The organism is Haloferax sp. Atlit-6N (genome assembly GCF_003383195.1).
GTDB classification, from domain to species: Archaea; Halobacteriota; Halobacteria; order Halobacteriales; family Haloferacaceae; genus Haloferax; species Haloferax gibbonsii.
Genome location: NZ_QEQJ01000001.1, coordinates 458341 through 470133, shown reverse-complemented (window position 1 = coordinate 470133; position 11793 = coordinate 458341). Strand labels below are relative to the sequence as shown.

The following is an 11793-nucleotide window of genomic DNA, read 5'->3' as shown; positions in this document are numbered from 1 at the left end:
GGAATAGTGTTCCGCCGGACGGGTCGGCGACGACGCCCGTCGCATGACACTGAGTGACACGACAATTCCGCCCGGTTGGGCAAACCATTTTACGGATGCCTGCAACGGACTGTCCATGGACAAGCAGTCACTGCTCGACTTGCTGCGTCACGACGCTCGCGAGAGCGTAGATGACATCGCCCGCCAGCTGGGCGCAGACGCCGAAGCAGTGGCAGCAGCGCTCGAGGAACTCGAAGAAGACGGGGTCATCCGCGGCTACCAGGCGGTCGTCGACTGGAACAACGTCGACGAGGAACACGTCCGGGCGCAGGTCGAAGTCGACGTCGAACTCGACCGCGAGACGGGCTACGAGGAGATCGCCCGCCGCATCGCGCGGTTCCCCGAAGTCGCCACGCTGCGACTCGTCTCCGGCGACTACGACTTCTTCATCGAGGTCGAGGGCGCGTCGATGCACGCCGTCTCGAACTTCGTCTCCGAGCGCATCGCACCCATCCCCGAGGTCACGAAGACGGTCACGCACTTCGTGATGGACTCCTACAAGGAGGAGGGCATCGAACTCGGCGACGGCGACGACGACGACCGGCTCTCAGTGTCGCCATGACGCTCGGCGACCAGCTTTCGGACCGCGTCGAACAGGTGCCGCCGTCGGGGATTCGGAAGTTCTTCGAACTCGCCGAGGAGGTCGACGACGTCATCTCCCTCGGCGTCGGCGAACCCGACTTCTCCGCGCCGTGGGCCGCCCGGACCGCCGCCATCGACTCGCTCGAACGCGGCAAGACCTCCTACACGTCGAACCGCGGGATGCGCGAACTCCGCGAGGCCATCTCGGAGCGCGTCACCCGCTACGGACAGGAGTACGACCCCGAAGACGAGATTATCGTCACGACGGGCGCGAGCGAGGCGGTCGACCTCGCGTTCCGGGCGTTCGTCGACCCCGGCGACGTGGTGGCGATTCCCCAGCCGTCGTACATCTCGTACACGCCGGGAGCCATCTTCGCCGGCGGCGAACCGCTGCCGGTGCCGACCCGCGCCGAAGACGAGTTCACGCTCACTCCCGAGGCGCTCGAAGCCGCCGGGGCCGACGAGGCCGACGTGCTGGTGCTCTGCTACCCGAACAACCCGACCGGCGCGGTGATGTCCGACGACGAACTCGCCGACGTGGCCTCGTTCGTCAGGGACCACGACCTCGTCGTGCTCTCCGACGAAATCTACTCGGACCTCCGGTACGAGGACGACCACGCCTCCATCGCCACCCACCCCGGCATGCGCGAGCGGACCATCGTGTTCAACGGCTTCTCGAAGGCCTACGCGATGACGGGGCTGCGACTCGGCTACGCCATGGGGCCTGCCGGAGCCATCGACGCGATGAACAAGGTCCACCAGTACGCGATGCTTTCGGCGCCCACGACGGCGCAGTACGCGGCGCTCGAAGCGCTGCGGTCGTGCGACGACTCCGTCGACGAGATGCGCCGCGAGTACGACCGCCGCCGTCGGTTCGTCCTCGCCCGCTTCGAGGAGATGGGACTCGACTGCTTCGAGGCGAAAGGCGCGTTCTACGTCTTCCCCGAGGCCCCCGACGGCGACGACGAGGCGTTCGCCGAGGGCCTCCTCGAAGAGCAGAACGTCGCGCTCGTCCCGGGGAGCGTCTTCGGCGAGGGCGGCGAGGGTCACCTTCGCGTCTCTTATGCGACGGGGATGCGCGAACTCCGCGAGGCGATGGACCGTATCGAGGCGTACGTCAGCGACTGAGACGACCCCATCTGTCCACCCCGCCCGTCGGCTCCACCCGTCCGCCCCGACCTGCCGGCAACTCCGTTTTTTGACCGACCGAGCGGCGCACCGTGGTGTGCGAAGGATTCACACATTTGGGGCGCGTACATCCAGCGATGTACGACGAAATCCTGCTCCCCGTCGACGGGAGTCCGGCGGCCGAACAGGCGATACCGCACGTGTTCGACCTCGCGGAGCGGTACGACGCGACGGTACACGTGTTGTTCGTCGTGAACACGACGCGGGACAACGCGGGTATCATCGGCGGGACGGTCCTCGAAACCCTGGAGCAGGAGGGCCAACGCGTCGTCGACGAGGTCGTCGAACGCGGCGAGAGCCGCGGCATCGAGACGGTCGGGGCCGTGCGGCGGGGCGCGCCCCACGAGACCATCCTCGACTACGCGACGGAACACGGCGCGGAGGTCATCGCGATGGCGACGCACGGCCGGACGGGCGTCGAACGCGTGCTCCTCGGGAGCGTCACCGAGCGCGTCGTCCGGACCGCGCCGGTTCCCGTGCTGACCGTCCGGGCGACGGGGTAGTCTGACCCGCCGTCTCGGGCGGTCGAAGCGGCCGAACACGCCCCAATCAGAGTGCACCATCGATAATGACACTTGGTGGCACATTTCGAGAGACCAACACGCAAAGTATTATTAAATATGGTTTCGTCGTGCAACACGAATGGTTTCGGGAGGTGACACGGACATCGCCGTGACGGAGGACACGTCCACGTTCCAACTCGGGCTGGACGACCTCAAGCGACGAGGGAGCGCGCTCCTCGTCGTCGGGTCGGTTCCGACTGAACTCTACTCACGCGCGTCCAAGCAGATGCTCGGCGCTCCCGACGAGCCTCGACGCCGCCTGTTAGTTCTCAACGACTCGACGCCGCTCGACACCCGCCTCGACACGGACATCCAACGCTCGAAGGAGTGGACCCGCGTGGTGCGGTACTCGACGCTCGAACGGAGCGCAGCGGCGTCGCCGTCACCGTCGGCCGCCGTACCGACTGCGGTCGAGACCTGCGAACGCCGGGTGAGCGGAGGCCTCGGCCAACTCGGCGCGGAACTCGCGACCGACGTGACCGAGTTCGACAGCCTCGCCGGGGGGCTCTCTCCGGCCGAACTCCGCGTCGCGTTCGACTGTCTGCCGTCGCTCCTCTCGCGGTACGAGCGGGACCACGTGTTTCGATTCCTCCACGTCATGACGTCTCACGTCCGCGCGCGAAACGGGATGGTCCACGTCTGGTCCCCCGGCGGCCGCGAGGACGAGATTAATCGGATGCTCGAACCGCTGTTCGACGCCGTCGTCGAACTCGACGTCGAGGGCGCGGAAGTCCGCCAACGCTGGCACCTCCGGCGGAAGGAGGTCTCGTCCGGCTGGTTTCCGTTGGAGCCGTGACGTTCTCGCGACCAATACGTTTTTTACCCTAATCGTGTCACATAGACTCAATGGAATCGTCCGGGCAGGGCAAGCGAGCTGACGCGTCTTCCACGCTGGAAGTCGGCTTTTCGCTCCCTTCGGAAGGCGCGGGGTTGGTCGTTCGGGATAACGTCGAACGCCACCAGTTCATGCTTCGCACGCCGTCGCCTGTCGCGCCCGAGCCGGCCGACCGGCGTCGGTTCTCGCTCCCGACGGACGCGGCGGTCCGCATCGAGACCGACCGTATCGGGTTGGCGGCGAACACGGTCGTCTGCGTCCGCGACGAGGCGGGGTCGATGCTCGCGCAGGTCGACCAGCAGGGACACGAGGAACTCGACGCGGCAACCTACAGCATCGAGCTCTTCGGTGCGGTCAAGACGTACCTCAGAGTCGAGGGACCGCTGACCGTCGACGCGAAGCCGCTCGAAACCGTCCTCTCGTTCGAGGAGCCGCAGACGGTGTACGTCGGCGCGCGGTCGTCGCACGAGAGCCCCGCGACGACGGTCACGACGACCGACGACCCGCTGGACGTGATGGAGGCCGTCTCGGCGTTCAGCTCCGCGCTCAAGACCACGAGCGTCGAGCGGTCGTACCCCACGCTCCGAGGTCACCCGCCGCTTCTCGAGTTGGGCGACGAACTCGACATCCCGGAGGGGCTTCACGTCCCCGAGACCGGCGTCCGAATCGAACTCCCGCCGACGCTGAGTCACATCTTCGTGGCGACGCCGTTGGCGTACTACCTCGGCGCGAGACTCGTCCCCGGTGACGCCCCCCGACTCGTCGCCGAAGACGGGTTCGTCCACGACTTCGACGGCCCCCACGGCTTCGAGGAGTCGGTCGCGCGCGCGCTCAAACGGACGTTCTTCCTCGACTGCGTCGTTCGGACGGAGGGCATCTACGACGTGCCGCTCCACGAGCGCCAGACGGTCGAGTCGCGGACGGACATCGACGTCGAGCGGCTGTACGACGCGTCGCTCGGCGAACAGCTCTCGGCGTACTTCGAGATACCCTACGAGCACATCGCCGACCTCGTCCCGGAGTGGAAGCTGACGACGCACGTCGCGCCGCAGACCGACAACATCGAGCTCCTGCCGTTCATCACGAACGACCTCGCGGTCGTCAGGACGCCCACGGGGACCGAAGTCCCCCACTCGGAGGTGCAAGCCGCCGTCGTCGACGATTTCCTCCGCGACGACATCGTCAGGAGCGCGGGCGCGACGACCCCGAACGAGACGTACGTCAAGCCCAGTTCGACCGACTCGGTCGAGCAGGCGTGGATAAGCGACGGAACGCCGGTCGGCGCGAGCAAGACCACTCCCGCCGCCTACCGGAACCGGCTTCAGCGCAAGCCGACGCAGGGAGACATCGGTATCACGGTCGTCTGCAACGACCCGGAGATGCTCGCCGAGACGGACATCGTCGACGACGTCTACGGCTCGCGCGACGGGCTGTCGTTCGACGTCGACGCCCACTACGACCTCAGCCGGGCGGAGCTTCGGGAGATACTCGCCGAGCCGACGGACTTCCTCCACTACATCGGCCACATCGACGACGACGGCTTCCAGTGTCGCGACGGCAGGGTCGACGCCGAGACGCTCGACCACGTCGGGACGGGGGCGTTCTTCCTCAACGCCTGCCAGTCGTACGACCAGGGACTCGCGCTCGTCGAGGCCGGCGCTATCGGCGGTATCGTCACGTTCAGCGAGGTCATCAACAGTCAGGCGGTCGGCGTGGGGCGCACGCTGGCCCGACTGCTTAACGGGGGATTCCCGCTGCAGGCGTCCCTCGACGTGGTCCGAACCGACAGCGACATCGCCCACCAGTACGGCGTGGTCGGGGACGGTGGGCTATCGGTCGTTCAGACCGAAAGTGGAGTCGCCGTACTCTGTGAGGTCGCACAGCTACCAGACGACGAGTACAGTCTCTCGTACAACTCGTATCCGACGTCTCGATGCGGACCCGGGTCGCTTATCATACCCGCCTTACCCGAGACGAACGAATACTATCTCTCCTCGCAGGGCCTCTCCGACATCAGGCTCACGGAGGCGGAGCTTCGAAACTTCCTCGCGTTAGAACAGATTCCGGTCGTCTACGACGATACGGTCTACTGGGACTGCGAATTCCTCTCGTGATTACGGGCCGTAGATGACTCCGGTGTTGCCGGCTGCCACGCTTCCCGCCTGTGAGAGCAGGAGCGTGAGCGTGAACAGGACGCCCATCATGCGGGGGTTCTGACGGAGGTACGCGACCATCTGGTTGCTGTCGTCGGACATGTGCACTTACCCCAAGGAGCGAGCGCGAAATATAATTTTTCGTGTATATCTGATATGAAAATAACTTAATTAAGTGAACACGTGTCGCAAGTAATCGTCGAGGTCGCAAACGGCGCTGTAGGCGCGCGAAAGCGGGAAAGAGAGGTGAAAGGGGTCGGCGACCGGAACGCCCGCACCCGATTAGGAGCTGTCGATGTCGACTTCGCCGCCGATGTCTCGGTAGACTGCGGAGATTCCCTCGGTCTCGTCGAGTTGGCCGAGCGTCTCGTCGAGCTCGCGCCGGAGTTCGGTCAACCGGGCGGTGAGCTGTTGATACTCCTCGTTTTCTTCGAGCGCCGCTTCGTCCTTTTCGGACTCTAAGAGCGCCTTCTTCGACGCGAGGGAAAACAGGTCCTGAATCCCTACGTCGTAAGCGTTTCGCAGGATGAGGTTAGAGACGGTGTCAGTCAGCGCTTCGCGCGAGACGGGCTTGACGAGGTAGTCGTCGAAGCCCATGGCGATGATATCGAAGTCGGGCTCGACCGCGGTCACCATCGCGACGCGGCACTCGAAGCCACGGTCCCGAATCTCCGAGAGCGCTTCGTCGCCCGAGAGGTCGGGCATTCGACGGTCGAGGAGAACAACGTCAACCTCGTCGTCGAGCTTATCGAGCGCCTCGCGGCCGCCGTAGGCGACACGAACGCTGTAGTCGTTCCTAAGCCAGGTTGCGTACAGATCGGCGAGGTCAGGCTCATCTTCAACGATGAGCACCAGTGGCTGTTCTGCGCTCATTGGTAGTGTAGGGGTGTTCCGGGGACGCTCACGAAACTCAATGTCGTGCAGTGGTATATCAAAATACCTCTTGTCTAACGCCGTCCGAAACTGCGCTTGTGCGCACTAATTGCCCCCCGGAGTTGTTATACATTCCGGCGAATCGAACAGATTTCACCTGTCAGATGTCTCTGATATCTCTTCGACGGTGATTCGGTTCGCCTCGACGTCCTCCAAGACCGCGCCCCACCCGCCGACGGTGTATGTCCTCTCGTCGGTCTCGACGGTCAGACAGACCTGTCCCGCGAGTTCGGAAAACGACAGCGTGTCCGTCGGCGCGGAGACCGCCGTGTAGTACACGTCGGTCACTTCGCCGGTGAACTCTATCGGGTCGCGCTCGTCGGTCTCGTAGCCTTTGATGTGGGTGATGATACGCTTCCCGTCGCGGATGAGCGGCTCCGTGTCCTGCACGAAGTGTCTGATGTCTGAATACACGAACGGGGGTTCGTCCGTCTGTGCGTCGTAGACGACTTCCCAGACCTCCCACAGCGCCGTCTGGAAGTACCAGTGGAAGACGTACGCCAGCGTGTAGTCGTCGACGAGGACGCCGTACTGGTTCATCGAGCTGTCGTGCGGCGCGAAACACGCGCCCGTCCGGTCGACGATAGCGACGAACGGCGTCGGGAGGGTTCGGTGTCTGACCTCCGTGGCGACTCCCTCGTACTCCTGTTCTGCGAGCGGTTCGAGTTCGTCGGTCCGCTCGGGATGCAACACGACCTTCACCAGCGCGCCGTTCTCGTACGCCTCCGAGAGCGCCGGCTTGAGTTCGTCGAACTGCTCGGGGGTGACGGACAGTTGCACCTCGCCGTCTGCCTCCCGAATCATCTCCTCGGCTCGGTTGAACACCGTCTCGAAGCGCTTGACGATGCTCAGCATGTGTCGGTCGACCGCGGGCTGCTGCCAGCGCGTCTCTATCTCGGAGGCGGCCTCGTCGAGCTGGACGGCGCGGCTCTTGAGGTCCTCCATCACCGACTTCGGGTCGCACGCCCGCGCGTGCAAACTGTCCTGTTCGTAGGTCTCGATGTAGCCTTTGGCCTCGAGGTCGCGGAGAACATCGTAGATACGGGCAGTCGGTACGGCGCAGGCGTCGGCGAGTTCGGTCGCACTCGCCGCGCCGAGCTGCAGAAGCGCGACGTAAGCCTCCGCCTGATACTGTGACAACCCGGCGTTCCGAAGTGCGGTCCGTAGCTCCGCGGTATCCATCGCTTGTAGATGCACGACATACATCCGTATTAATTATCCCATGTCCTCGTCCCGCTCGCGTGACAGGAAGTGGCCGCAGACGGGGGCGGAGCGTGCGGCGAGAGAAAGAACAGCGGAGCGGCGACCGGCAAAACGAGGTACGTCGGGGAACGGTTCGGGGGCGACGAAGCCGGGGTGCGGGAGAGCGCGTTACTCGCTCGGGCTGTAGTTCGGCGCTTCGTCGGTAATCATCACGTCGTGGGGGTGGCCTTCGGTCTGGCCGGCGGCGGAGACGCGGACGAAGCGGGCGCGCTCTTTGACCTCGGGGATGGTCTCGGCGCCGACGTAGCCCATGCCGGACTGCATGCCGCCGACGAGCTGGTGGAGCTCGGACGCGAGCGAGCCCTTGTACGGCGTCGCGGCCTCGACGCCCTCGGGGACGTACTCCTCGTCCTCGTTGTCCTCCTTGAGGTAGCGGTCGGCACCGCCGGACTGCATCGCGCCGACGGAGCCCATGCCGCGGTACTGCTTGTACTTCTTGCCGTTCATCGTGATGACGCGGCCGGGGGCCTCGTCGGTGCCGGCGAAGTAGGAACCGAGCATGACGGCGTCGGCTCCGGCGGCGACCGCCTTGATGGCGTCGCCGGAGTAGCGGATGCCGCCGTCGGCGATGACCGGGATATCGTACTCGGCGGCGACGTCGGCGACCTCCGCGACGGCCGAAATCTGGGGCATACCGGAGCCGGAGACGACGCGGGTCGTACAGATGGAGCCGGGGCCGATGCCGACCTTGATGCCGTCCGCGAAGTCGACGAGTTCGGCCGCGGCCTCGCGCGTGCCGACGTTCCCGACGACGACGTCCGCCTCGACGGACTCCTTGATCTCGCGGGCGGTGTCGATGACGTTGAGGTTGTGCGCGTGGGCGCAGTCGATGAAGATGACGTCGACGCCGGCGTCGTCGGCCATCTGCGCGCGCTCACCGTCGAACGGACCGACGGCGACGCCGCAGACGAGGCGACCGTCGTCGTCGCGGGCGGCGTTCTCGTGTTCGCGGCGCTGGAGGATGCCCTGCATCGTGACGAGGCCGACGAGGCGGCTGTCGTCGTCGACGATGGGGACGCGCTCAATCTTGTGGTCGTACATGAGTTCGAGCGCGTCGCGGGCGGTGACCTCGCGCTCGGCCGTGATGACCTCGTCCGTCATGGCCTCGCTGACCTCGTCGGACTCGCCGACCTCGAGGTACGGGCGGATGTCGGTGCCGGAGATGATGCCGAGGACCACGTCGTCGTCGTCGACGACGGGCGCGCCGGAGACGCCGGCGCGCTCCATCATCTCGTCGACCTCGCTGATGGTCTGGCCGGGGTTGGCCGTGACCACGTCTTCGCGGCGGATGACGAGTTCGTCGGCGCGCTTGACGCGCTCGATTTCGTGGACCATCTGCTCGGCGTTCATGTTGCGGTGGAGCACGCCGATGCCGCCCTCGCGAGCCATCCCGATGGCCATCCCGCTCTCGGTGACGGTGTCCATCGCCGCGGAGAGGATGGGAATGTTGAGTTCGACGTTCTTCGAGACGCGCGTCGACACGTCGGCGTCGTCGGGTTCGACGCGGCTCTCCATCGGGCGGAGCAGCACGTCGTCGAATGTGAGGGATTCGGGTACCCGTAGCTTCTCGGTGAAGGGTTCTCGGTCAGGAACGTCGTTCGCCATATCAAGCGTGGTTGCGGCGACGACAAAAGGGTTGCGAGATAGCACGGGCGTGTCGATGTATCGCAAACCAGTTCGGTGATATATGCATGTGCGTGATTATTCTTCGCATCGCCGGCGGACCGAGACGACCACCAGAACACGTGACGACACCCGCGAGCGACGGACGCCGTCGGCCGCGACCGCTCGGGGGTGTTCGTCCCCTCGTCACGGTGTACCGAATCACAAGACCATCGTGAATAATCACCATATTCACGAACTTGTACCACGGTATCTTCGATATTTCAATCTATATCCGACGAATCTTCAGCTCTTTTTATAAGGTAGACAGAGATACCTATGGTCCATGCGGTCGTATCCCACACAACGTTTAATACTCCTGTCCTAATGTAATCTTGTATGGACTCCACGCGTCCCGCCGCATCGCGCATTGCCGGTCAAACGACCTCCGACTCCGGCATTCTCTTTACAGCGATGTGGCAGACATTTAAACGGGAGTTCAATTTCGGACGAAATGGGCTTCGCGTGCAGAGCGCCAGCACGCCCCTGTCCGAATTGCGTTCGTATCGCCGCTTGGGCCATGGTGAAGGCCAGTAACATCGAATGAGTGTCTCACGCCACCCGGTCGCCCTTCGCCTCGAGCAACAGGTAGGGGGTGCCACCCGTCTGCTCGCAACCGTCATGGGGCTTCCCCTCATCGACGGCATATTCCCCGCGCTCATCATCGCGGGGGCGCTGACGACCTCAGCGGGCGACCCCTCGGTCGCGGGCATCCTCCAGACCGGCCTGCTCATCTTCGGTGGGTCCGCGACGGTCGCGGTCATCCTCGCCGAGATGGACGGCACGCGCCGCGAACAGCTCACGTCAATCCTCCTGCTCGGCGCGTTGCTCATCCCGGTCGCGGTCGCCGAGGCCGCCGTCGCGGAGACCATCGAGACGCTCCTGAACTTCGAGGTGTTCCACCGCTTCGCCGGCCTCGTCATCCTGGCCGTGGCGGCGAAGACGGCCTCCTCGAAGGTCGGCGAGTACCTGCCGTCGCCGAGCATCATCATCGGTCTCGGCCTCGTCGCGAGCTTCAATCCCGCCGGGTTCGAGCTCATCGTCAACCCCGACCCGATGCGCCTGCTCAGCGCCGGCGCGGCGGCCGGCACGGGCGTCGGCTTCGCCGGTGCCATCGCGCTGTTCGCCCCGCGGCTCCGCGGCAACGTCGACATCGACCTCTTCCGCTTCGGTAGCTCGGTCGCCCTCGGCATGCTGGCGCTCGACGTGCTCGGCCTGATGCCGACGCAGGCCCCCGTCGCTCTCGGCGTCCTCGGCGTCACCGCGCTGTTCGCGTTCGACCCCGGCTCCGACGGTGCGGACCTCGACGAGTTCGTCGACGACGCGTCCGACCCCGAATCGGCCACGCCGAACGCGAACGGCGCGGCCGCGGCCGGCCCGGTCGCAGACGGCGGCGACGACGTCGAGTCGTCCGAGGACTACGAGGCGTTGGTCGACAACGCGGACGAGACCGACGACGACTCGGAGCCGGGGTACGGCTACCCCGGCGAAGAGGAGTCCCGCGCGCCCTGGCTGTAATCCGCCGGGCGACTTTTTCTCCCGGCCGGCGAATCCCGTCGCATGCGACGGACCTTCGACGTTCGAACCGAGCGCCGGCTTCAGGTCATCGACGTGACGGACGAAGTCGCCGACGCGGTGTCCGCGAGCTACGACGGCGTCTGTACGGTTTTCTCGAAACACACCACCGCCGGCGTCTGCGTCAACGAGGCCGAATCGCGGCTGCTCGGCGACATCGAGTCGATGCTCGCCGAGGCGGTCCCCGACGACGGCTGGGACCACGACGAACTCGACGACAACGCCGACTCGCACCTCCGGGCGCTCCTCGTCGGCAACGGCGTCTCGATACCGGTCGCGGACGGCGGCCTCGACCTCGGTCGGTGGCAGTCCGTCCTCCTCGTGGAGTGCGACGGCCCGCGCACCCGGACCGTGACGGTTGCGACGCCCTGAACCGGACCGGGATGCGGCCGCGCGGACGCCCGCGGCGACGTGGACCAACCGCTGGCGGAGGGCTTACTTACTTCGGGACGGTTGCACGGGTATGAGCAACCGCGTCGTACAAGGACGGATGGTCACGCCCGAGACGCTCGCCGAACTCGTCGAGGGCGAGCGCCCGATGGACGCCGAGCCGATTCAGGACGCCGACTTCGACTGCCCGGAGTGCGGCGAGAACGTCATCCAGGTGGGCTACATGCCGAGCGTGACGGAGTTCGTGACGGCCTACAAGTGCCAGGAGTGCGACTGGGCCGACGACGACCGCGACGAGTAGAATCGAAACCCCTTTAAGAAAAATCGCCATACGAGAGAGTGCAGACAGCACGAATCGGGGCTGTGGCCAAGCCCGGCATGGCGACTGACTCCAGAGGCTTGGCGCCCGGGACGACACTCCAGCTGATATACTGAGCGGCCGACTGATCATCGGTCGTGTTGACGACCCTCTGGAGTTCCGAGGTGCCCACCGGAGATATCAGTCGATCGGGGGTTCAAATCCCTCCGGCCCCACTCTAACCTTAATCCTTTCGCAGGGTTTTAACAAGGAGCAGCGGCGCTGTAATCGACCCTGTGACGCGGGGGTGGC

13 protein-coding genes and 1 tRNA gene are annotated in these 11793 nt (G+C 65.3%); 10 read left to right on the top strand and 4 right to left on the bottom strand.

Annotated features, from left to right (window positions below; all coding sequences use genetic code 11):
* Nucleotides 1–115 precede the first annotated feature (115 nt).
* The 5 genes from DEQ92_RS02375 to DEQ92_RS02355 all read left to right on the top strand — a co-directional run bounded on the left by DEQ92_RS02375 (nt 116) and on the right by DEQ92_RS02355 (nt 5321).
* Nucleotides 116–601 carry an Lrp/AsnC family transcriptional regulator gene (locus tag DEQ92_RS02375; RefSeq protein WP_004977292.1) on the top strand — a complete coding sequence of 162 codons (486 nt, stop codon included), beginning with the start codon at nt 116–118 and terminating at the stop codon, nt 599–601.
* Nucleotides 598–1749, top strand: a complete 1152-nt coding sequence (locus tag DEQ92_RS02370) for a pyridoxal phosphate-dependent aminotransferase (RefSeq protein WP_115820374.1) — start codon at nt 598–600, stop codon at nt 1747–1749. Before DEQ92_RS02375 ends, DEQ92_RS02370 begins: the two co-directional genes overlap by 4 nt.
* 137 nt (nt 1750–1886) lie before the next feature.
* Nucleotides 1887–2312 carry a universal stress protein gene (locus DEQ92_RS02365; protein ID WP_004977289.1) on the top strand — a complete coding sequence of 142 codons (426 nt, stop codon included), beginning with the start codon at nt 1887–1889 and terminating at the stop codon, nt 2310–2312.
* A gap of 139 nt (nt 2313–2451) precedes the next feature.
* The gene (locus DEQ92_RS02360; protein WP_004977286.1) at nt 2452–3168 is read left to right on the top strand and encodes a hypothetical protein; all 717 of its coding nucleotides are present in this window, start codon (nt 2452–2454) and stop codon (nt 3166–3168) included.
* 134 nt (nt 3169–3302) lie between these two features.
* Nucleotides 3303–5321 carry a hypothetical protein gene (locus tag DEQ92_RS02355; RefSeq protein WP_115820669.1) on the top strand — a complete coding sequence of 673 codons (2019 nt, stop codon included), beginning with the start codon at nt 3303–3305 and terminating at the stop codon, nt 5319–5321.
* Here the strand turns inward: DEQ92_RS02355 and DEQ92_RS23715 are convergent, their stop codons facing one another.
* The 4 genes from DEQ92_RS23715 to guaB all read right to left on the bottom strand — a co-directional run bounded on the left by DEQ92_RS23715 (nt 5322) and on the right by guaB (nt 9161).
* Complete coding sequence (locus DEQ92_RS23715) at nt 5322–5462, bottom strand: hypothetical protein (protein WP_008093006.1); 141 nt, start codon at nt 5460–5462, stop codon at nt 5322–5324. It abuts the gene before it with no gap.
* A gap of 180 nt (nt 5463–5642) precedes the next feature.
* On the bottom strand, nt 5643–6233 hold the full coding sequence (locus DEQ92_RS02350; protein ID WP_004977278.1) for a HalX domain-containing protein: 591 nt from the start codon (nt 6231–6233) through the stop codon (nt 5643–5645).
* Nucleotides 6234–6386: 153 nt separating this feature from the next.
* Nucleotides 6387–7475, bottom strand: a complete 1089-nt coding sequence (locus tag DEQ92_RS02345) for a TrmB family transcriptional regulator (protein WP_115820373.1) — start codon at nt 7473–7475, stop codon at nt 6387–6389.
* Between the two features lie 189 nt (nt 7476–7664).
* Nucleotides 7665–9161 (bottom strand): IMP dehydrogenase, encoded by a 1497-nt coding sequence (guaB, locus tag DEQ92_RS02340; protein ID WP_004977276.1) that lies wholly within the window; start codon nt 9159–9161, stop codon nt 7665–7667.
* Between the two features lie 396 nt (nt 9162–9557).
* Here guaB and DEQ92_RS02335 point away from each other — a divergent pair, with 396 nt between their 5' ends.
* From DEQ92_RS02335 to DEQ92_RS02315, 5 genes are all read left to right on the top strand, one after another.
* A complete protein-coding gene (locus tag DEQ92_RS02335; RefSeq protein WP_081605248.1) occupies nt 9558–9755 on the top strand; it encodes a hypothetical protein in 198 nt (65 codons plus the stop codon).
* An 84-nt stretch (nt 9756–9839) separates the two neighbouring features.
* On the top strand, nt 9840–10736 hold the full coding sequence (locus DEQ92_RS02330; protein ID WP_004977275.1) for a DUF5794 domain-containing protein: 897 nt from the start codon (nt 9840–9842) through the stop codon (nt 10734–10736).
* 42 nt (nt 10737–10778) lie between these two features.
* Nucleotides 10779–11165, top strand: coding sequence for a secondary thiamine-phosphate synthase enzyme YjbQ (locus DEQ92_RS02325; protein WP_115804774.1), 387 nt, complete (start codon nt 10779–10781; stop codon nt 11163–11165).
* Nucleotides 11166–11256: 91 nt separating this feature from the next.
* Complete coding sequence (locus DEQ92_RS02320) at nt 11257–11484, top strand: DUF5795 family protein (protein ID WP_013035372.1); 228 nt, start codon at nt 11257–11259, stop codon at nt 11482–11484.
* A 56-nt stretch (nt 11485–11540) separates the two neighbouring features.
* Nucleotides 11541–11717, top strand: a tRNA-Trp gene (locus DEQ92_RS02315).
* The last annotated feature ends 76 nt before the right edge of the window (nt 11718–11793 follow it).